A 19871-nucleotide genomic window follows, 5' to 3' on the forward strand; every position below is an offset into this window, starting at 1 on the left:
AGGGGAGAACCGCTCCGTTCCATACGGAAGGCGCGCGCGGCCCGTTCAGCCCCTGCCCGGGTTCGTAGAAATCCACATCCGCAAAGGGTGCGTACTACTCCAGCCGTGCCGGCTTCTTCACCTTTCCAGCCCCAGCACCCCGGCCTCCTGTTCCGGACTCAGCCCCACCTGCGCCCGGTCGGGGCGCTGCGGCGCGGCGCCCCCGAGCGCGCACAGCCACGCCCAGGTGTCGTCGACCGTCTCGGCCACCGGCCGGCACCGCAGCCCCGCCGTGAGCGCCTTCGACACATCGGCGCGGTGCATCGCGTCGTGCAGCTCGCCCGGCGGCGTCCAGACCGGCAGCTGCGTCCAGGGCTCGACGCCCGCGCCGACGATCGCCTCCGGTTCGGTCCAGCGCAGCTCGGCGTCCGCACCGGTGGCCCGTACGCAGGCGTCCAGCAGCCCGCCCATGGTCGTGTGCCCGGACGGGGAGACCAGGTTGTACGCGCCCGAGAGCCCCCTCTCCGCGGCGTCCAGGGTCCACTCCGCCAGGTCGCGCACGTCGATGTACTGGAGCGGCAGGTCGCGCGGGCCCGGGGCCAGGACCGGACCGCCCCGGGCGATGCGGCCCAGCCACCACGGCAGTCGGCCCACGTTCTCGCCGGGCCCGAGGATCAGGCCCACCCGCACCAGCAGCGTCCGGTCCTCGCCGAACGCCCCGAGCGCGGCCAGCTCCCCGCCGCGCTTCGCTTCGGCGTACGGCACGTCCGCCGCGTCCGGGGACCCCTCCACCAGGGGCCCGTCCTCCGCGAGCCCCGGCGCCGGGGGCCAGGCGTACACCGAACGGCTGGAGACGTACACGTACCGGCCCGCCCGCCCGGCGAGGAGCCGCGCCGCGTCCCGTACGGCGACGGGCGCGTCCGTCCACGTGTCGACGACCACGTCCCACGGGCCGGCGTCCGCGAGGGCGGCGAGGCCCAGCCCGTCGGGCGCGGTGCGGTCGCCGAGCAGCGCGCTCACCCCCGCGGGCGGCTCGTGGCGGCCCCGGTGGAACACCGTCACCTGCCAGTCCCGGGCGAGGGCCGCCTCCGCCACCGCGCGCCCCGCGAATTCCGTACCACCGAGTATCAGAAGTCTCATGACGGCGACTCTGCCGCGTGGGCCCCTGCACTGACCAGCGGTTCCGCTGCGGGAGGAACATCGCGGAAGACGGCACTCCGGCCCCCCGGGGCTCCCGCCCGCAGCGCGGGGGTGGCAGCATGAGCGGACCATGACGGAGCCCCGGTCGCCGTTGCGCGCCCTGCGTGCCGCACTTTTCGCGGCGGTGTGCGTGACCTTGGCCGCGGTGGGGCATTCGTCCATGTCTGCGCATGACATCCCCCTGCCCGCGCTGCTCGCCGCCTTCGGCGCGACGACCGCCCTGGCCTGGCTGGCCGCGGCCCGCCGCAGGGGGGCGGCCTTCATCGCGACGGGTCTCCTGGGCCTCCAGGCCGCCCTGCACGTGACCTTCGGCGCGGGCCGCCCGCACGGCCACGGTCACGGCCACGGCTACGACCACGGCCACGGCGGCATGGAGATGAGTGACGCGGGCCGCGGCACCGGCTCCCTCCTCGACGCCATCGGCCTGGACGTCGTCGGCCTGGATGACATCGGCCTCGGCGGCGCGTCCGCCGGGATGCTCGCCGCGCACCTGCTCGCCGCGGGCGTCTGCGGCCTGTGGCTGGCCCGTGGCGAGGCCGCGTTCTTCCGGCTCGCCCGCGCCGTCGGCGCCCTCGCCTTCACGCCGCTGCGGCTGCTCCTCGCCCTCGTACGGCTGCCCGAGGCCCCGCGCCCGCCGCGCGGCGCCCGCCCGCGTCCCGTACGGCGGCACCACGGCGTCGTCCTCGCGCACAGCCTGTCGCGGCGCGGGCCGCCCGCGCTCGCCGTACCCCGCGCCACGGTCCCCGGAGCCGCGCTCGTCTGACCTGGGGGCCGCTTCCCCCTGCGGACACCGCAGACAACGCCGACTCCTAGGACAGTCATGGCCATTGACGACCGCACCACCACCTCCGTACCAGAACAAACCACCCCCAGACGGGACGGTTCGACGTGGGGCGCCCTGCGCCCCCTCCTCCTGCGCGTCCACTTCTACGCGGGCCTCCTCATATCCCCCTTCCTCCTCGTCGCCGCCGTGAGCGGGCTGCTGTACGCCCTCTCCTTCCAGATCGAGAAGGTCGTGTACGACCACGAGCTGCGCACCCCCGTCGGAGAGCGGGTCCTGCCCCTCTCCGCACAGGTGGACGCCGCCCGTACGGCCCATCCCGAAGGGACGGTGACGGCCGTGTGGCCGTCACCGGAGGAGGGCGCCACCACGCGCGTCCTGATGAGCAGCCCGGACGTCGAGGAGGGCAAGTCCCTCGCCGTCTTCGTCGACCCCTACACCGCCGAGGTGCGCGGGGACCTGCCGAGCTACGGCAGCTCGGGCGCCCTCCCGCTGCGGGCCTGGCTCTCCCAGTTCCACGCGGACCTGAAGCTCGGCGAGTTCGGCCGCCACTACAGCGAGCTGGCCGCCAGCTGGATGTGGGTCGTCGCCCTGGGCGGCCTGCTGCTCTGGCTCGGCCGCAGGCGCGCCGCCAAGCGGTCCCTGTTCCTGCCCGAGCGCGGCCCCAAGTCCCGTCGCCGTACCCTCTCCTGGCACGGCGCGGTCGGCCTGTGGGCGGTGACCGGACTCGTCCTGCTCTCCGCCACCGGTCTGACCTGGTCGCGGTACGCCGGCGAGAACGTCGACGCGCTCCAGGCCCGGCTCGGCGGCACCACGCCCACCGTCTCCGCCACCCTCGGCGGCGCCGCGCCCACGACGGACGGCGGCGGCCACGAGGGCCACGGCGCCGGCCACCAGCAGCCGCAGGCGCCGGCGGGGCCGGACGTCGGCATCGACAAGGCCGTCGAGGCGGCCGCCGCCGCGGGCGTCGCCGGGAAGATCGCGGTGACCCTCCCGGCCGACGGCAAGGGCTACGTCGTCAAGGAGACCGACACGCAGTTCCCCGCCCACCTCGACTCGGTCGCCGTCGACCCGGCCGACGGGCGGATCCTGGACGAGCTGCGGTTCGCCGACTACCCGCTCCTCGCCCAGCTCACCCGCATCGGCATCGACGCCCACATGGGCGTCTACCTGGGCCTGCCCAACCAGCTGGCCCTGGCCGCCCTCATGGTGGGCCTCATCCTCCTCATCCTGTGGGGCTACCGGATGTGGTGGCTGCGCAGGCCCACCAAGGAGCGGACGCTGAGCTTCGGCCGCCCCGTGCCGCGCGGCGCCTGGCGCAGGGTGCCGGCCACGCTGCTCCTGCCGCTGGCGGCCGGGACGGCGCTGGTGGGCTGGTTCGTACCGATGCTCGGCATCAGCCTGCTGGCGTTCCTGGTGCTGGACGCGGCCCTCGGACTGTTCGCCGGGCGCGCCTCCCGGCGCGCCGCGCAGGACGCCTCCTAGGGCGCGTACTTGTAGCCGACCCGCCGTACGGTCTGGATCGTACGGCGGTGCTCGGCGCCCAGCTTGCGGCGCAGCCGCGCCACGTGCACGTCGACGGTGCGCCCGTCCCCGACGTGGCCGTAGCCCCACACGGTGGTCACCAGCTGGTCGCGCGTGTGCACGCGGTGCGGGTTCGCCACCAGGTGCGCCAGCAGCTCGAACTCCAGGTACGTGAGCTCCAGCGGCCGCCCGTCCACCAGGGCGGTGCGGCGGACCGTGTCGATGACCACAGGGCCGCCGGCCGGCCCCTGAACCACGGCGGCCGGGCCGGGCAGGGCCTCCCCCTGCTCGGCCGGTACGAGGACGAGGTAGCCGACCATCGGCGGCTGCCCCGGCAGTACGGGCACGGCGTGCGGCGGCGCGGGCAGCCAGGTGGCACCCGGCGGGATCAGCTCGGAGACGTCGACGACCTCGTCCCGGCCGACGGCACGCAGCCGGTGCCGGCCGGACGGCAGGGGGAGAGGGGCTACAGGCGGGAGGGCGGTGACAGGGACGGCGGTACGGGTGTTCGCCATGATGAGGTCAGCTCTTTCGCGCGGAGGGACGGGAGTACGTCGTTGCGCGACGGCCGAAGGCGTGAGGGACCTGAGGGGCCTTCAGAGGCGTTAGGGGGCCGACGCGTTCCTCGCGCGGCAACACACCCGGTCGAAGTCGTGGTGCTGACGGGACGGCCAGAACGGCTCGAGGTCGTCGCTGCGACCCGTGGCGGTGTTCCGGAGGCTGGCCATACCGCTATTCAAGCAGAAACCCCCGTACGCGCGGGAGGGCGCCCGCCGAAAATCGGCGGACGCCCTCCCGGGTGCGTCGGGTGACGGCGGATCAGGCCTGGCCGGCCTTCTCCAGGGCCTCGCAGCAGGTGTCCACCAGCAGGCGGGTCACCACGTACGGGTCGACGTTGGCGTTCGGACGGCGGTCCTCGATGTAGCCCTTGCCGTCCTGCTCGACCTGCCACGGGATGCGGACCGAGGCGCCGCGGTCGGACACGCCGTAGGAGTACTGGTCCCAGGGGGCCGTCTCGTGCAGACCGGTCAGGCGGTCGTCGATGCCCGCGCCGTAGTTCTTGACGTGGTCCAGCGGCTTCGAGCCCTCACCGAGCGCCTCGCACGCGGTGATGATGGCGTCGTAGCCCTCGCGCATCGCCTTCGTCGAGAAGTTGGTGTGCGCGCCCGCGCCGTTCCAGTCGCCCTTGACCGGCTTCGGGTCGAGGGTGGCGGAGATGCCGAAGTCCTCGGCGGTGCGGTAGAGCAGCCAGCGCGCGATCCACAGCTGGTCGGCGACGACCAGGGGGGCCAGCGGGCCGACCTGGAACTCCCACTGGCCGGGCATGACCTCGGCGTTGATGCCGGAGATGCCCAGGCCCGCCTTCAGGCAGTTGTCCAGGTGCGCCTCGACGACGTCACGGCCGAAGATCTCGTCGGCGCCGACACCGCAGTAGTAGCCGCCCTGCGGGGCCGGGAAGCCGCCGGCCGGGAAGCCCAGCGGACGGGTGCCGTCGAAGAAGGTGTACTCCTGCTCGATGCCGAAGATCGGCTCCTGGGCGGCGTACCGCTCCGCGACCTCGGCCAGCGCCGCACGCGTGTTGGACTCGTGCGGGGTCATGTCCGTGTTGAGGACCTCGCACAGCACCAGGATGTTCTCCCCGCCGCGGATCGGGTCCGGGCAGACGTAGACCGGCTTCAGGACACGGTCCGAGGAGTGCCCCTTGGCCTGGTTGGTGCTGGATCCGTCGAAGCCCCAGATGGGGAGCTCGGCGACGCCGGTGGCCGCGCCCGCCGGGAGGATCTTCGTCTTCGAGCGAAGCTTGGCGGTCGGCTCGGTGCCGTCGATCCAGATGTACTCGGCCTTGATGGTCACGGGGGTGCCTCATCCTTCGGGTGCAGCGGGTGTCGCGCTCCGGGAAGCTTGGCAACACGGGATTTCCCGACGGTGTCCCGATTGTGAACCCCGTGTTACTCAGCTTTTCCGTAATGCTCCGGAACGCCCCTTATGCCCCTCGGTTCTTCACACCCTGTGCGACGGCGTGCGCGTCGAGCAACGGACCGAACCCGGCGGCCCGGACACGCGCCACCAACTCGGCGTACCCGGTGCCCAGCGCCTCCGCCGTACGCCCCAGGTGCCAGTCGCAGTCCGCCAGCCGCCGCAGCAGGTAGCCGCGCCGGACCTGGTTCTCCGACAGCCGGAACGTCTTCAGATAGGCCGTCCGCCCCTTGTGGTCGGTGATCAGCTCCCCGATGTGCTGCTCCGTCCCGCCGCCCCGCAGGAACGGCGGCAGGAACCGGTACAGCGCGTACGGGCCCATCCGCCGCACCCGCTCGAAGGCGTACGGGGTCTGCAGCAGGTCCCGCGCCATGAGCCCGTCGTGCGACTCCGTCCACGCCCGCTCCTGCGCCCGCGCCGCGGCCCGCAGACCGGCGAGCGTGCGCGGGGCGGCGGTGTCGGGGATGCGCGCGGTGAACTCCGGGACCGGCGCGCCGTACAGGGCGTACTGGTACACCGTCTCGCCGTACAGGTCCTCGATGAGCGACGGATGCAGGGCGCGGTAGTCGTCCGGGTGCGGGACGACGAAGGCGGCGGCGAGCGCGTCCGCCGCGTACACCATCACCCCGCACTGGCCCGGGTGGATCTCGAAGACGCGCAGCGCCTCACCGAGCCCGCGCACCCGCCGCCCGGCGTACGCGTCCTCCGCGCGCGGCGACAGGCCCTGGCGTACCGCCTGCCGGGACCACTCCTCCCACACGATGGACGGGCCGCCGAAGTGCAGCGCCAGGTACCCCTCCAGGGCGAGGTGCAGCGGCAGGAAGCGGACCCGCCCCGTGCGCCGCTCGCCCTTGACCAGGCGGTGGTGGACCCGGACGGGGACGCCGCAGGGCGGCCCGCCCCCGGCGTCGTCCGCGCCGAGCCGGGTCCCGTACGCCGCCGACTCGGCCGGCTGCCCCTTGCCGCCGGACCAGTCCGCCACGAGACCGTGCGGGATGTACGACACGTACTCGGTACGGGGGCCGACGTCGACCACGCCGTACCCGCCGTAGACCCGCCGGTGCAGGCGCAGCCCCTCCAGCGGCTCGGCCCGCACCAGCGGTACGAGCCGGATGCCGCCCCACACCTGCGCGGGCCGGGCGGTCAGGCCCGCCAGATCGATCCGGGTCACGACACGCCCTCCAGGAACAGCTCCACCCGCCGGTCGAAGTACGCCCGCAGCTCCGCGAGCCCCGTGCGCCCCTCCGCGAACTGCGCCACCTCCACCAGGGCGGGCAGGTCCTCCGCGTCCCGGATCCCGGCCGTCGGCACGCTCGGCGCGAGGCGCCGCACGTCGAAGCCGTCGGCGTCGTACACCGGGTTCAGGTGCACCACGCTGGTACGCCGCTCCGGGTCGAGCCGGGTGCGCCAGACCCGCAACACCTCGCCGGCCAGGCCGGGCGGCGCGTTGTCCCACCCGTCCGAGACGATCACGAGCCGCTGCGGCTCCGCCTCCAGCGCGTCGAGGATCCGCGTACCGAGCGGCGTCGGCCCCCAGGGGCGCACGAGGAGGGCGTCCGTGCCACCCGAGGTCCACAGGGGCGTGTACGCCGTCGCCAGCGCCTCCAGCAGGAAGTGGCAGCCCAGTGCCACGGCGAGCGGGCGGCGCCGCTTCTCACCGGAGCCGGACGCGGAGTAGCTGTCGTCGAGGACCGCCGCGACGCGCCCCCACGTCCCGGCGTACGGCCCCGCCGCCCGGCGCGCCGCGGCCCGCAGCGCGCCCGTCAGCTCCGCGCGCCGCGCCACCCGCTCCTCGACGCCGAGCGACAGCGCGTACAGCGCGAGCCGGGTCAGCGGCATGCCGGAGAGGTCCGCGGCCGGGCCGGTGCGCTGGGTGCGCAGCCGCTCCAGCCGGGTCATCCGGGGCGCGATGCGCTCCAGGAAGACCTCGCGCGGGATGCCGTGGTGGGCGGCGAAGCCCTCGGCGACGGTGAAGGGCAGCTCGTAGACCGCCGCCTGCTCGTAGTAGGCGCGGTGGTGCGCGTCCAGGAGGGCGTGGTCGTACCCCAGGTGGCCGCGGGACGCGAAGAGGAACCGCCCCACCTCGTCGCCCGGCAGCGGGGCATGGGCGTGGCGGGCGGCCGTCTTCATCCCGGTGCGGTACTTCACCGCGTCGTACGCCGGGTCGGGGCGGGCCGCCAGCCAGTCGCGTATGAGCGCACGCGTGCGGCGGTTGTTGACCCTGGCGGCGCGCAGCGCGCGGAAGAGGCGGTACACGCGCGGGGGCGGGAAGGTGGCCAGCCGGGCCGCGATGAGCCGCCCCTCGGCGCGCTTGGCCTCGGCGCCGCCCGCTTCGGCCGCCGTGCGGAGCAGCGCCTCGATGATGAGCGCGGCGTTGTGGTCGTTGATGTCGAGGGCGAGCGTGGCGGCGTACAGGGGCCGGTAGTTGACCCGTACGTACTCGTGGAGGAAGGACAGCGACAGGCGCTGCTCCTGTGCGTCCGACCGGAACTCGCGCTGGCCCGTCGCCGTCACGGCGGCGTTGACGAAGAGCAGCACGTCCTCGGCCGCGATGAGGTCGGAGAGGGTCTCCGCCATCGTCTCTTCCCCCCGGGACTGCTGTACTGGCGGCTGCGAACGTCGGTGCCGGCCGGGGAATGAGGGCGCGAACAGCTGAATCATTGCTTCATAGGCAAGTCCCGGAAGTCGCACCGGAGTCCCGCGGCCGGCCTCCGCAAGGTAACACCGCGGGCGGAGACGCGGCTCGGGCTTTTGTCAGCCCACGCGTTCGATCCGGGCCTTGCGGATCAGGAACTTGCCGGGCTCGCGGACCTGCTCGAACGCGGCGTTGTTCAGCAGGGCGCAGCTGCCGGAGAGGGCGGTGACCTCGACGGTGGTGGACTTGTTGTTGTCGAGGTTGGTCACCTTGAGCTTGGTGCCGATGGGGAACTGGTTGCTGGAGGCGGCGGGGGCGCCGCCCTCGCCGGAGAGGGTCACCGTGGACCCGGCGCAGACGACCTCGCCGACGGCACCACCACCGCCCTGCTGCCCGCCCTGCCCGGCACCCGCACCTGCTCCGGCAGCGGCCCCGGCTCCCGGGGCCTGGCCGCCGGCCTGGGCACCACCGGCTCCGGCTCCCGGGGCCTGGCCGCCGGCCTGGGCTCCACCGGCACCAGCGCCGGCACCACCCTTGTCGGCGGCGCCACCGCCGGCCCCGCCCTTGCCTGCGGCGGCGCTGCCCTGCCCCACCTCGCACCCGGAGGCGGCCTGCTTGCGCTTGATCTCCTCGATCACCGCCAGCCGGTTGGCGATCCGGGCCTCCGACTGGGCGTCAGGGTTGGCGCGCTGACCGGCGATGAACTGCTCGTTGTTGCCCAGCGCGGTCGCGAGCCCGTCACAGGCGACGGACGCCTGGCTGGTCCCGGTCATCACCACCGCCGTACCGCCGACCATCGCGACGGCACTGATGAGGAGGGCGAGTTTCTTCTTCCCGCTGAGGGTCTTTCCGCGTGACACGTGGGGGGCTCCTGTCCCCGGCCGCACGGGGGAACGGCGGCCGGATCGGTTCCGTGTGTGCCCCTACGTACGAGTAGCAAGCGGAATCTGCTCAACCGCCCCTCAGGAACGGCCGATTGCGTCCCGCACCGCCTCGTCGGTGCGGCCCACCACCGCCGTGCCGTCGTCGGCCGTGATGATCGGACGCTGGATCAGCTTCGGGTGCTCCACCAGCGCCGTGATCCAGCGCTCACGCGCACCGGCGTCGCGCGGCCACTCCTTCAGGCCGAGCTCCTTGGCGGCGGCCTCCTGGGTGCGGGTGATGTCCCACGGCTCCAGGCCGAGCCGGTCCAGTACGTCGCGGATCTCGTCCGCGGAGGGCACGTCCTCCAGGTAGCGGCGGACGGTGTACTCGGCGCCCTCCTCGTCGAGCAGCTTCAGGGCGCCACGGCACTTGGAACAGGCCGGATTGATCCAGATCTCCATGCCCGTCACCGTACCCGCCGCACCACCGGAAACCCGGGCGGAGCCCCCTGCGAAGCCCCGTCGGACAGGGCCGGTTGTCAGTGGTGGCCGGTAAAATTCAGGTAGTTCGTGAGGGCCCGGGGGAGGGCCCCCACACCGCGTACCAGGAGGTCGCCGATGGCTGTCGCCACGGTCCGGACACTGCCCCTCGAACCCTGGAAGCCTCTGCAGAAGAAGCCACTGCCGGCGGGCCGGCCCCGCGAGTGGTACGTCTCCCACAACCGCCGCCTCAAGGCCATGCGCCTGGCGATCGCCCTGCTGGACTCGGGCGTCTACCACCCGTCCAAGGCCGACGACGACACGATACGCAGCACGGCGGCGCGCCTCGACATGCACGCCCCGTCCGACGCCACCTGCCGGATGGTGCGCACCCTGATCCGCTCCGGCCGCTGAACCCCTCTCCCGCCGCCCCTCCCGGGGCGGCGGGCCCATGCTCCCGCTGGCTGAGGACCCTCACATGACGAGCACCCGCCCCCGTATGACCGCCGAGGAGCGCCGTCGGCGTCTCGCCGTGCGCCACCACCTGGCGCCCGCCGCCCGCGCGGCCACGGCCGAGGAGGTGGCGCGCTCGCTCACCGCCCTGCACGGCACCGACCCGGCCACCGTGTACCTGGCGGTGGGCGCCCGGCTCACCGACCCGGCCGGCCCGGTGGCCGCCATGGAGCGGGCGCTGTACGAGGACCGCACCCTGGTCCGTATGCACGGAATGCGCCACACCGTCTTCGTGGTGCCCACGGACCTCGCGCCCGTCGTCCAGTCCTCCACCACGCACGCGGTCGCCGCCCGCGAGCGGGCCAACCTCCTCAAGCAGCTGACGGCGGGCAGCTCCCTCGACGGGGCGTGGCTGGCGGACGTCGAGGAGTCCACCCTCGCGGCCCTGGCCCGCCTCGGCGAGGCCACCGCCGCGGAACTCGCCGCCGAAGAACCCCGCCTGCGCGAACAGTTCGTGTACGCCCCCGGCACCGCGTACGAGACCAAGCAGAGCGTCACCACGCGCCTGCTGCGGCTCCTCGGCACCGAGAACCGCGTCGTCCGCTCCCGCCCGCTGGGCTCCTGGACCTCCAGCCAGTTCCGCTGGGCGATCGCCCCCGTACTGCCGGACCTCCCGCCCGCCGAGGCCCAGGCCGCGCTCGTCCGCCGGTGGCTGAAGGCGTACGGCCCGGCGACGGAGGCGGACCTCAAGTGGTGGACGGGCTGGAAGGTCACGGACGTCCGCAAGGCCCTCAAGGCCGTCCAAGCGGTCGAGGTCGACCTCGACGACGACACGACCGGCCACGTCCTGCCCGACGACACGTCCCCCACCGACCCCCCGGCCCCCTGGGCGGCCTTCCTCCCGGCGCTCGACCCCACCCCCATGGGCTGGCAGCACCGCGACTGGTACCTCGACCCGGCCCACCGCCCCGAGCTCTTCGACCGCAGCGGCAACATCGGCCCCACCATCTGGTGGAACGGCCGCGTCATCGGCGCCTGGACCCAACGCCCGACCGGCGAACCGACCTGGCGCCTCCTCACGGACCCGGGCCGCGAGGCGACCTCCGCCATCGAGACGGAAGCGGCCCGCCTCCACACCTGGCTCAACGGCACGCGCATCACCCCCCGCTTCCGCACCCCACTGGAGCGCGCGCTGTCCGCGTAAGGGCGTGGCACGGACACACGGCGAAGGCCGCCACCCCGCTCCGGGGGTGGCGGCCTTCGCACGGGATCCGCGGCGTGCGGGCCGGCTTAGAGGTCGAAGTACAGCTCGAACTCGTGCGGGTGCGGGCGCAGCTGGATCGGGGCGATCTCCTTCGTGCGCTTGTAGTCGATCCACGTCTCGATCAGGTCGGACGTGAAGACGCCACCCGCCTGGAGGTACTCGTTGTCCTCCTCCAGCGCGTTCAGCACCGACGCGAGGTCCGTCGGGACCTGCGGGACGCCCGCGTGCTCCTCGGGGGCCAGCTCGTAGAGGTCCTTGTCGATCGGCTCGGCCGGCTCGATCTTGTTCTTGATGCCGTCGAGGCCCGCCAGCAGCAGGGCCGAGAAGGCCAGGTACGGGTTGGACGACGGGTCCGGGGCGCGGAACTCGACGCGCTTGGCCTTCGGGTTGGAGCCCGTGATCGGGATGCGCATCGCGGCGGAGCGGTTGCGCTGCGAGTAGACGAGGTTCACCGGGGCCTCGAAGCCCGGGACCAGGCGGTGGTAGGAGTTCACCGTCGGGTTGGTGAAGGCCAGCAGCGACGGGGCGTGCTTGAGGATGCCGCCGATGTAGTAGCGGGCGGTGTCCGAGAGGCCCGCGTAGCCCTGCTCGTCGTAGAAGAGCGGCTCGCCGCCCTGCCACAGCGACTGGTGGACGTGCATGCCGGAGCCGTTGTCACCGAAGATCGGCTTCGGCATGAAGGTCGCGGTCTTGCCGTTGCGCCAGGCGACGTTCTTCACGATGTACTTGAAGAGCATCAGGTCGTCGGCGGCGGCCAGCAGCGTGTTGAACTTGTAGTTGATCTCGGCCTGACCGGCGGTGCCCACCTCGTGGTGCTGGCGCTCGACCTGGAGGCCGGACTTCTCCAGCTCCAGGGAGATCTCGGCGCGCAGGTCGGCGAAGTGGTCGACCGGCGGGGCCGGGAAGTAGCCGCCCTTGTAGCGGACCTTGTAGCCGCGGTTGTCCTCGAGGGCACCGGTGTTCCAGGCGCCGGCCTCCGAGTCGATGTGGTAGAAGCCCTGGTTCGCCGAGGTCTCGAAGCGGACCGAGTCGAAGACGTAGAACTCCGCCTCCGGGCCGAAGTACGCCGTGTCCGCGATGCCGGTGGAGGCGAGGTACGCCTCCGCCTTCTTGGCGATGTTGCGCGGGTCGCGGCTGTACTGCTCGCCCGTGATCGGGTCGTGGATGAAGAAGTTGATGTTCAGCGTCTTGTCACGGCGGAAGGGGTCCACCCGCGCCGTGGACAGGTCGGCGCGCAGCGCCATGTCCGACTCGTGGATGGCCTGGAAGCCGCGGATCGACGAGCCGTCGAACGCGAGCTCCTCGGCCGGGTCGAACGCCGTCGCCGGGATCGTGAAGTGCTGCATCACACCCGGAAGGTCACAGAACCGGACGTCGACCATCTTGATGTCGTTGTCCTTGATGAACTTCTGGGCTTCGTCGGCGTTCTGGAACATCCAACTCCTCCTACTCCCACCCAGGGAGGGGCGGGGTTGCAGCTCGGTCGTGGGGCCAGTGCGGTGGCACACGCTGGTTCCGACCCTAGGTACCCGGGATTTCTCGGGCATGACCCATTTGTTTCGGGAAAGTTAACCAGCGGACGCGCGCGTAACACGTCAAGGACCCGGGTCGAAGTGATCGAAAGCGGGCACAGTACCGTGGTCGCGTGGACAACAGGCAAGCAATCGGATCGTGGCTCTCCGGACCGCGCGCGGCCGCGGAGGAGATGGGCGCGGACTTCGGCTACCGGGGTGAACGCCTCGGCCTGCCGCAGGAGGGGCCGGGCTCCATCGCCCCGCTCGGGCGGCGCTTCGGTGCCCTCTTCATCGACTGGACCCTGTGCCTCGTGATCGCATACGGGCTGATCGCGCCCGGTGACCAGACCAGGGCCGGCAACTGGGCCGTCGTGGTGCTCTTCGTCCTCAGCGTGCTCACCGTCGGTACCATCGGCAGCACCCCGGGCAAGCGTCTCCTCGGTCTGCGCGTCATCTCCGTCGACGGCGAGCGGCTCCCGTTCCTCCGCGTGTGGCTGCGCAGCATGCTGCTCTGCCTCGCGATCCCCGCGCTGATCTGGGACCGCGACGGGCGCGGACTGCACGACCGGCTCTCCCGCGCCGTGCAGGTCCGGAGCGGCTGACTGTACGCCCACGCATACGCCTACGAAAGAGGGGCGCCCCACCGCCGGCGGTGGGGCGCCCCTCTTTCGTAGGTCGCAGTCGCGGCTAGCGCATCCGGCCGCCGCGCGGCATCCGCATGCCCTTGGGCATCGGGCCCTTCGGCAGCGGCATGTTGCTCATCAGGTCCCCGAGCGCGCGCAGCCGGTCGTTGGCCTGCGTCACCTGCGGGCCCGTGAGCACCCGCGGCAGCTTCAGCAGGGTCACGCGCAGCTTCTTCAGCGGCACCTGGCCCTCGCCGGTGCCGACGATGACGTCGTGCACGGGGACGTCGACGACGCGGGCCATCCGCTTCTTCTCGGCCGCGAGCAGCGGCCGCAGCCGGTTCGGGTTGCCCTCGCCGACCAGGACGATGCCCGCCTTGCCGACCGCCCGGTGGACCACGTCCTGGTTGCGGTTCATCGCCACCGCCGGGGTGTGCGTCCAGCCGCGGCCCACGTTCTGCAGGACGGCGGCCGCCGCGCCCGGCTGGCCCTCCATCTGCCCGAAGGCCGCCCGCTCGGCGCGCCGCCCGAAGACGATCGCCATCGCGAGGAAGGCCAGCAGGAAGCCGAGGATCCCGAGGTAGATCGGGTGGCCGATCAGGAAGCCGATCGCGAGGAGGACGCCGAAGACGACGATCCCCACGCCCGCGACGACAAGCCCGACCTTCGGATCGGCCTTTCGGGTCATCTTGTACGTCAGGGCGATCTGCTTCAGTCGCCCGGGGTTCGCAGCGGCGTCAGCGCCGTCTGAGTTTGCCTTCCTCGCCATGCTGTGAAGTTTACGTGGCGGAGGAAGTGCGGCCCGACACCGCCTCCAGTACGTGCTCGGCCTCGACCCGGTCGCGGGCCCGGCGGCGGTCCTCCAGGACCGACGTCCAGGCGTTGCGGCGGGCCGTGCGCTGGCCCGCGCCGAGCAGCAGCGCCTCCAGGGTCCGCAGGGCGCCGGTGACGGTCGGGACGGCCGGGATCGGCGGGATGGACGAGATGGACGGGAACGCGTGGGCTCGTACCTCGCGTACCTCGTGGGCCATGGTGTGGGTCCCCCCTCGGAGCGGGTTCGGCGGGAGCATTGGGTGACTGCTGTGTGCGGTGCGTACGAACAGCATCACAGACTGGTGTTACCAAGGCATGGCGGGCCGGTCAAACCGCGATGAAACGTTCACGCCGCGACCGGGCCCCGTCGCGCCCGCCCCCGGAGAACGCCGACGCGGCCCGTACCCGCCCCGACCTGCGGGGACGTACGGGCCGCGTCGAATCGGCCGTCACCGGCCGGTCATCCGCCGGTCGTCGACCGGTCGTCGCTTGTGCGCGGATTCACACGCCGCCGGCGCACGGGCGCGCTCAGGCGGCGGCTTCGCTCCGGCGCTCCATCGCCTGCTGGAACAGGCGCCCGGCGCGGTACGAGGAGCGGACCAGCGGACCCGACATGACGCCGGAGTAGCCGATCTCGTCGGCCTCCTCCTTCAGCTCCACGAACTCCTGCGGCTTCACCCACCGCTCCACCGGGTGGTGGCGCACCGAGGGGCGCAGGTACTGGGTGATGGTGATGAGCTCGCAGCCCGCGTCGTACAGGTCCTGCAGCGCCTCGCTGACCTCCTCGCGGGTCTCGCCCATGCCGAGGATCAGGTTGGACTTGGTGACCAGGCCGGCCGCGCGGGCCTCGGTGATCACCTGCAGCGAGCGCTCGTAACGGAAGCCGGGGCGGATGCGCTTGAAGATCCGCGGCACGGTCTCGACGTTGTGCGCCAGCACCTCGGGGCGGGCGGAGAAGACCTCGGCCAGCTGGTCGGGCTCGGCGTTGAAGTCGGGGATCAGCAGCTCGACCTTGGTGCGGCCGGCCGCGCGGTCCGCCGTCTGCGCGTGGATCTGGCGCACGGTCTCCGCGTACAGCCAGGCGCCGCCGTCCTCCAGGTCGTCGCGCGCGACGCCGGTGATGGTGGCGTAGTTCAGGTCCATCGCGACGACCGACTCGCCCACGCGGCGCGGCTCGTCACGGTCCAGCGCCTGCGGCTTGCCCGTGTCGATCTGGCAGAAGTCACAGCGCCGGGTGCACTGGTCACCGCCGATGAGGAAGGTCGCCTCGCGGTCCTCCCAGCACTCGAAGATGTTCGGACAGCCCGCCTCCTGGCAGACCGTGTGCAGTCCCTCGCTCTTGACGAGCTTCTGGAGCTGGTTGTACTCGGGGCCCATCTTCGCCCGGGTCTTGATCCACTCGGGCTTGCGCTCGATGGGGGTCTGGCTGTTCCGGACCTCCAGGCGCAGCATCTTGCGTCCGTCGGGTGCGACTGCGGACACGGCTGGCTCCTACGGCTTCGATTCCTCGGCGAACACCAGGGTACGCCCGATAAAAGTGTGGCCTCGTTGCGGCTGTCGTTACGTCGGGCCAACCCTTTGGCCAGTGCACGGCATTCCCGCCCGGTCGGCCCCTAGGCGGCGGCCGTCTTCTCCACCGCGCGCGGCTTCAGCTCCGCGTTCTCCAGCACGTCCCGCAGGTGCTTCTCCGCCACCGGCAGGACGTCCGCGATGGTCACGTCCCGGCCCAGCTCCTCCGCCAGCGACGTGACGCCCGCGTCGCGGATGCCGCACGGCACGATCCGGTCGAACCAGGTGTTGTCCGGGTTCACGTTGAAGGAGAAGCCGTGCATCGTCACGCCCTTGGCGACCCGGATGCCGATCGCCGCCAGCTTGCGGTCCTCGCGGCGCTGGCCGGCGTTGGACGGGGCGTACTCCGGGCCGTTCAGGCGCGGGTCGAACTCGTCGTCCTGCAGCCGGGGGTCGAAGTCCAGCGAGAGCCCGCCGAGCGCGGGGCGCTGCTCCACCGGGTCGCCCAGCACCCACACGCCGCTGCGGCCCTCGACCCGGGTGGTCTCCACGCCGAACTCGGCCGCCGTGCGGATCAGCGCCTCTTCCAGGCGGCGTACGTGCGCCACCACGTCCACCGGACGCGGGAGCTTCATGATCGGGTAACCGACGAGCTGACCGGGGCCGTGCCAGGTGATCTTGCCGCCGCGGTCCACGTCGACGACCGGCGTCCCGTCCAGGGGGCGCTCGTTCTCGGCCGTGCGCCGCCCCGCGGTGTAGACGGGCGGGTGCTCCAGCAGCAGGCAGGTGTCCGGGATCTCGTCCGCGAAGCGAGCGGCGTGGATCTCACGCTGCTTGTCCCACGCCTTCTGGTACTCGACGGCTTCCTCGCCGAATCCCAGATGGACGAATCGCAGCTCACTCACGGCGTACGCCTCCCTCTCGTGTGCGGATCGCGCCCTCGCCACTGTACGGCGGCACCCGTCGTCGCGGTCGGGCAGGTCGCTCGGCCCGCCTTCCGGACGGTCGGGCGTCAGTGCCGGGCCCAATCCTCACACGATCGGATGAATGTGGGGCGAAGGTGGCGGTACGGACGTCCAGGGCAGTTAAATTCGCGCCGTTCCGCCGTTTCGTGTTTCAAGGGGGAGTCGGCACCCCGCCCGTAAGGCAAGGCAGGAGACCGCACACCTGATGACGGATCGTCCCCCGCAGCGCACCCCCAACCGGCAGCTCGCCGCCCTCATCGCCGAGGCCGGCTTCTCCAACGCGGGTCTGGCCCGACGGGTCGACCAGCTCGGGCTCGAACACGGCCTCGACCTGCGGTACGACAAGACCTCGGTCACCCGCTGGCTGCGCGGCCAGCAGCCGCGCGGCACCACCCCCGCGCTGATCGCCGAGGTGTTCACCCGGCGTCTGGGGCGACGGCTGTCCGCCCAGGACCTCGGGCTCGACGCCTGCGCGCCCGTGTACGCCGGGCTGGAGTTCGCGGCCACGCCCGAGGAGGCCGTCGACATCGTCAGCGGCCTGTGGCGCAAGGACTCCGGCAGCCACGCCGAGCTCCGCAAGATCGCCTTCACCCCGGCCGGGCTCGTCGTCCCCAGCCGCGACTGGCTCATCGGCCGCGCCGACGAGCGCGTCGCCCGCGGCGAGCCCCCGCAGGCCCAGGCCCCGGAGCCCCGCGTACCCGCCCAGGGGCGTGCCTCCGTGCCCCGCCAGCGCACCACCGACCGGACCCCCGGCCAGCGCGTCACCGGCGGCGACGTCGCCGCCCTGCGCTCCGTCGGCGAGCTCTTCCGCAGCCTCGACCACGCGTACGGCGGCGGCCACGCCCGCCAGGCCCTCGTCCGCTACCTGGAGCACGAGGCCGAACCCATGCTGCGCGGCGTCTACGGCGAGACCGTCGGGCGAAGACTGTTCGCCGCGGCCGCCGACCTCACCCGGCTCGCCGGCTGGACCTCGTACGACATCGCCGCCCACGGGCTCGCCCAGCGGTACTTCGTGCAGGCGCTGCGGCTCTCCCAGGCCGCCGGCGACCGCGCGTACGGCTCGTACGTCCTGATCACCATGAGCCGCCAGGCCGTCTACCTCGGCCACGGGCGCGAGGCCGTGCAGCTCGCGCGCGTGGCCCAACAAGGCGTCGGCTCCGCCGCGCCGCCCGTCGTCCAGGCGCTGCTGCACGCCGTCGAGGCCCGGGGTCACGCCGTCCTCGGCGAGGTCCGGGCCTGCACCGCCGCCCTCGTGCGCGCCGAGCGGGCGCTGGAAGGGGCCCGGCCCGGCGACGACGTCCCGTACTGGGCGCGGTTCTTCGACGAGGCGGAGCTCGCCGACGACGCCGCGCACTGCCACCGGGACCTCCAGCAGTACCGCGCCGCCGTCCAGCACGCGGAGCGCGCCCTCCAGCTGCGCGCCCCCGCCTTCGCCCGCAGCCGCCTCTTCTGCCGCGTCGTCCTCGCCACATCCCGGCTCGGCCTCGGCGAACTCGACCACGCGTGCGCACTGGGCGCGGAGGCCGCCCAGCAGGCGTCGGAGATCCGCTCCGCCCGCGCCGTCGAGTACGTACGCGACTTCGAACGCCGCCTGGAGCCGTACAAGGACGCCGTGGCCGTACGCACCTACCGCGACCGGGTCGGCGCCATGGGCCTCTGAGCCCGGGCCCCCGACGGGGTCACGCGGCCGCGCGGCTCTCCTCCGTCACCCGGTCGTCCCCCGGCCGGTCACCGGGGACCCCCAGGTCCCGCAGCACCGCCTGAGCGGCGCGGCGGCCCGACGACAGGGCCCCCTGCACGGTGCCCGAGTCCCGGTGGTCGCCGCAGACGTACAGCCCCGCCAGCAGCCGTACGGGCCGGCGCGGATCGTGCGGAGGCGGCATGGCCACGACGGCCTCCGGATCGTGGTGCACCGCCAGCAGCTCCCAGTCCGCCGTGCCCACCCCGTACAGCCCCGCCAACTGCCTGAGCACCCGCTCCTCCAGGCCGTCCGGCGGCGCGCCGAGCACCGTCGAGGAGACCAGCACCCGGCCCTGCGGCGCCCGCGACGGATCGACCTCGCTCATGACGGCGGTGTACGCCACCGGGCCCGTGCGGTCCGCGTCGAGCAGCAGCGCCGCCGGCTCGGCCGCCGGGGGCGCGGGCGCGGTGTGGTGCACCACCGTCACCGGGTGGAAGTCCGGCACGCGCAGCCCCGGCAGCAGTTCGGCGGCGGCGCGGGCGCCCGTGGCCACCAGCAGCGAACGGCACGCCAGCTCCCCGTGCTCGGCGGTGACGACCCGGTTGATCGACGCGTCCTTGACGTGGACGCCCGTCTTCACCGTGCCCGGCGGCAGCGCCGCCGCCAGGCGCTCCGGCAGCGTCGCGGCCCCGCCCGCCGGCACGCACAGCCGCCCGCGCGCGAAGCCGCGCAAAGCGAGGTCGGCGGCGCGGCTGGAGGTCGCGGTGAGGTCCGGGTCGCCGAGCAGCGCCGACAGCAGCGGCCGCAGGAACCGGTTCACGGTACGCGGTGGCAGCCCGCGCCCCGCCGCGCCCGCACCCGGGGCCAGCGCCGCCGACAGCTCCCGCCGGGCCAGCAGCCGCGCGGTCGGCGTCGTCGCCAGCCGCCCCAGCGCCGCGCCCAGCCGGGCCTGGTCCAGCGTGCGGGGCGCGTGCGCGAGGGCCCGCGCCCGTGTGAGCGCCCCACCCCTCGCGCTCCCCGCGGCGCCGAGCTCGGCGGTGCGGAGCTCCACGGCGCGGGTCTCGCCCGTACGGGCCGCCGCCATCCGGTGCAGCCTGCCGTCACTGTGCACCACGACCCCCGGCCGGAACGCCCGCAGCGCCGCGCCGTCGAGACCCGGCACCCGGCGCAGCTCCGGACAGGCCGTACTGAGCAGCGGCCCGATCCGGTCGAGCCGGAACCCGTCGACGTCCTCGGTACCCATCCGTCCGCCGACCCGAGGGGCGGCCTCCAGGACACTGACCGTCAGTCCTGCCCTGACCAGCTGATGAGCCGCGGCCAGACCCGCGAGCCCGGCTCCTACGATCACGACGTCCGCGTGCTGCTCCTGCTTGAGCACGTGTCCCTCCCCGGGGTGGCGGTTCGGTGCGTGGGGGGCTCATGCCCTCAACGGGGCGACGGAATGCCCGAGTCGGCCCGAGCGTAGGAGTCCCGGCACCTACCGGTCAGTCGCGCGCACGGGGGTTCACCGGTGCACGGGGGTCGCACGGGCGTTCTTTCTTTTGAGGGCTCGGTTCGCCTCCGGGGCGCTTAAGGCGGTGTCGACGGTCGATCGTGCTCGGTTCCTCGTT

At 73.1% G+C, this 19871-nt stretch carries 19 protein-coding genes; 6 read left to right on the top strand and 13 right to left on the bottom strand.

From position 1 onward, the window contains the following. Positions 1-117 precede the first annotated feature (117 nt). Positions 118-1119, bottom strand: a complete 1002-nt coding sequence (locus AC07FJ_RS02680) for an NAD-dependent epimerase/dehydratase family protein (protein WP_479044518.1) — start codon at positions 1117-1119, stop codon at positions 118-120. Positions 1120-1339: 220 nt separating this feature from the next. Between AC07FJ_RS02680 and AC07FJ_RS02685 the strand changes: the two genes are divergently transcribed. After that, complete coding sequence (locus tag AC07FJ_RS02685) at positions 1340-1942, top strand: hypothetical protein (RefSeq protein ID WP_479044520.1); 603 nt, start codon at positions 1340-1342, stop codon at positions 1940-1942. 57 nt (positions 1943-1999) lie between these two features. Continuing rightward, entirely contained in the window at positions 2000-3445 is a 1446-nt protein-coding gene (locus AC07FJ_RS02690) for a PepSY-associated TM helix domain-containing protein (protein ID WP_479044522.1), read from the top strand. Here AC07FJ_RS02690 and AC07FJ_RS02695 read toward each other — a convergent pair. From AC07FJ_RS02695 to AC07FJ_RS02720, 6 genes are all read right to left on the bottom strand, one after another. Then, positions 3442-3999, bottom strand: coding sequence for a winged helix-turn-helix domain-containing protein (locus AC07FJ_RS02695; protein ID WP_479044524.1), 558 nt, complete (start codon positions 3997-3999; stop codon positions 3442-3444). The genes AC07FJ_RS02690 and AC07FJ_RS02695 overlap by 4 nt on opposite strands. Positions 4000-4303: 304 nt before the next feature. Next, the gene (gene glnII, locus AC07FJ_RS02700) at positions 4304-5338 is read right to left on the bottom strand and encodes a glutamine synthetase (RefSeq protein WP_479044526.1); all 1035 of its coding nucleotides are present in this window, start codon (positions 5336-5338) and stop codon (positions 4304-4306) included. Positions 5339-5468: 130 nt separating this feature from the next. Continuing rightward, entirely contained in the window at positions 5469-6632 is a 1164-nt protein-coding gene (locus AC07FJ_RS02705) for an ARPP-2 domain-containing protein (protein ID WP_479044528.1), read from the bottom strand. After that, entirely contained in the window at positions 6629-8038 is a 1410-nt protein-coding gene (locus tag AC07FJ_RS02710; RefSeq protein ID WP_479044529.1) for a hypothetical protein, read from the bottom strand. The genes AC07FJ_RS02705 and AC07FJ_RS02710 overlap by 4 nt, the downstream gene beginning before the upstream one ends. Positions 8039-8215: 177 nt before the next feature. Further along, positions 8216-8956, bottom strand: a complete 741-nt coding sequence (locus AC07FJ_RS02715) for an RlpA-like double-psi beta-barrel domain-containing protein (RefSeq protein WP_479044531.1) — start codon at positions 8954-8956, stop codon at positions 8216-8218. A 102-nt stretch (positions 8957-9058) separates the two neighbouring features. Continuing rightward, entirely contained in the window at positions 9059-9421 is a 363-nt protein-coding gene (locus tag AC07FJ_RS02720) for an arsenate reductase family protein (protein WP_479044533.1), read from the bottom strand. A gap of 156 nt (positions 9422-9577) precedes the next feature. On the opposite strand from AC07FJ_RS02720, the gene AC07FJ_RS02725 reads away from it, so the two are divergent. Both AC07FJ_RS02725 and AC07FJ_RS02730 read left to right on the top strand, forming a co-directional pair. Then, positions 9578-9853 carry a hypothetical protein gene (locus AC07FJ_RS02725; protein WP_468295353.1) on the top strand — a complete coding sequence of 92 codons (276 nt, stop codon included), beginning with the start codon at positions 9578-9580 and terminating at the stop codon, positions 9851-9853. 64 nt (positions 9854-9917) lie between these two features. Next, positions 9918-11096 carry a winged helix DNA-binding domain-containing protein gene (locus AC07FJ_RS02730; protein WP_479044535.1) on the top strand — a complete coding sequence of 393 codons (1179 nt, stop codon included), beginning with the start codon at positions 9918-9920 and terminating at the stop codon, positions 11094-11096. Between the two features lie 86 nt (positions 11097-11182). Here AC07FJ_RS02730 and glnA read toward each other — a convergent pair whose 3' ends face one another. After that, entirely contained in the window at positions 11183-12592 is a 1410-nt protein-coding gene (gene glnA / locus AC07FJ_RS02735) for a type I glutamate--ammonia ligase (RefSeq protein ID WP_361414348.1), read from the bottom strand. A 209-nt stretch (positions 12593-12801) separates the two neighbouring features. Here glnA and AC07FJ_RS02740 point away from each other — a divergent pair, with 209 nt between their 5' ends. Then, complete coding sequence (locus AC07FJ_RS02740) at positions 12802-13272, top strand: RDD family protein (RefSeq protein WP_479044537.1); 471 nt, start codon at positions 12802-12804, stop codon at positions 13270-13272. Positions 13273-13357: 85 nt separating this feature from the next. On the opposite strand, the gene AC07FJ_RS02745 is transcribed toward AC07FJ_RS02740, so the two are convergent. From AC07FJ_RS02745 to lipB, 4 genes are all read right to left on the bottom strand, one after another. Continuing rightward, positions 13358-14062 (bottom strand): DUF4191 domain-containing protein, encoded by a 705-nt coding sequence (locus AC07FJ_RS02745; protein WP_479044540.1) that lies wholly within the window; start codon positions 14060-14062, stop codon positions 13358-13360. A 10-nt stretch (positions 14063-14072) separates the two neighbouring features. Further along, positions 14073-14324 (bottom strand): SCO2195 family GlnR-regulated protein, encoded by a 252-nt coding sequence (locus AC07FJ_RS02750; protein WP_361414353.1) that lies wholly within the window; start codon positions 14322-14324, stop codon positions 14073-14075. A 310-nt stretch (positions 14325-14634) separates the two neighbouring features. Further along, positions 14635-15588: a lipoyl synthase gene (gene lipA, locus AC07FJ_RS02755; protein WP_361414355.1), complete on the bottom strand. Its 954-nt coding sequence runs from the start codon at positions 15586-15588 to the stop codon at positions 14635-14637. Between the two features lie 131 nt (positions 15589-15719). Next, a complete protein-coding gene (lipB, locus tag AC07FJ_RS02760) occupies positions 15720-16520 on the bottom strand; it encodes a lipoyl(octanoyl) transferase LipB (RefSeq protein WP_479044541.1) in 801 nt (266 codons plus the stop codon). Positions 16521-16785: 265 nt separating this feature from the next. On the opposite strand from lipB, the gene AC07FJ_RS02765 reads away from it, so the two are divergent. Next, positions 16786-18240, top strand: coding sequence for an NsdA family TPR-like regulatory protein (locus tag AC07FJ_RS02765; protein WP_361414359.1), 1455 nt, complete (start codon positions 16786-16788; stop codon positions 18238-18240). A gap of 19 nt (positions 18241-18259) precedes the next feature. Here the strand turns inward: AC07FJ_RS02765 and AC07FJ_RS02770 are convergent, their stop codons facing one another. After that, positions 18260-19639, bottom strand: a complete 1380-nt coding sequence (locus tag AC07FJ_RS02770; RefSeq protein ID WP_479044543.1) for an NAD(P)/FAD-dependent oxidoreductase — start codon at positions 19637-19639, stop codon at positions 18260-18262. Positions 19640-19871: the final 232 nt, after the last annotated feature.

The sequence above is a fragment of the Streptomyces sp. NPDC045998 genome, from assembly GCF_056430285.1.

Bases quoted from the DNA above. Each gene is read 5' to 3' on its own strand.
- AC07FJ_RS02685 (WP_479044520.1), top strand. From the start codon at position 1,340: ATGTCTGCGCATGACATCCCCCTGCCCGCGCTGCTCGCCGCCTTCGGC.
- AC07FJ_RS02725 (WP_468295353.1), top strand. From the start codon at position 9,578: ATGGCTGTCGCCACGGTCCGGACACTGCCCCTCGAACCCTGGAAGCCT.
- AC07FJ_RS02745 (WP_479044540.1), bottom strand. From the start codon at position 14,062: ATGGCGAGGAAGGCAAACTCAGACGGCGCTGACGCCGCTGCGAACCCC.
- AC07FJ_RS02680 (WP_479044518.1), bottom strand. From the start codon at position 1,119: ATGAGACTTCTGATACTCGGTGGTACGGAATTCGCGGGGCGCGCGGTG.
- AC07FJ_RS02730 (WP_479044535.1), top strand. From the start codon at position 9,918: ATGACGAGCACCCGCCCCCGTATGACCGCCGAGGAGCGCCGTCGGCGT.
- glnA (WP_361414348.1), bottom strand. From the start codon at position 12,592: ATGTTCCAGAACGCCGACGAAGCCCAGAAGTTCATCAAGGACAACGAC.
- AC07FJ_RS02690 (WP_479044522.1), top strand. From the start codon at position 2,000: ATGGCCATTGACGACCGCACCACCACCTCCGTACCAGAACAAACCACC.
- AC07FJ_RS02750 (WP_361414353.1), bottom strand. From the start codon at position 14,324: ATGGCCCACGAGGTACGCGAGGTACGAGCCCACGCGTTCCCGTCCATC.
- AC07FJ_RS02695 (WP_479044524.1), bottom strand. From the start codon at position 3,999: ATGGCGAACACCCGTACCGCCGTCCCTGTCACCGCCCTCCCGCCTGTA.
- AC07FJ_RS02720 (WP_479044533.1), bottom strand. From the start codon at position 9,421: ATGGAGATCTGGATCAATCCGGCCTGTTCCAAGTGCCGTGGCGCCCTG.
- AC07FJ_RS02710 (WP_479044529.1), bottom strand. From the start codon at position 8,038: ATGGCGGAGACCCTCTCCGACCTCATCGCGGCCGAGGACGTGCTGCTC.
- AC07FJ_RS02765 (WP_361414359.1), top strand. From the start codon at position 16,786: ATGACGGATCGTCCCCCGCAGCGCACCCCCAACCGGCAGCTCGCCGCC.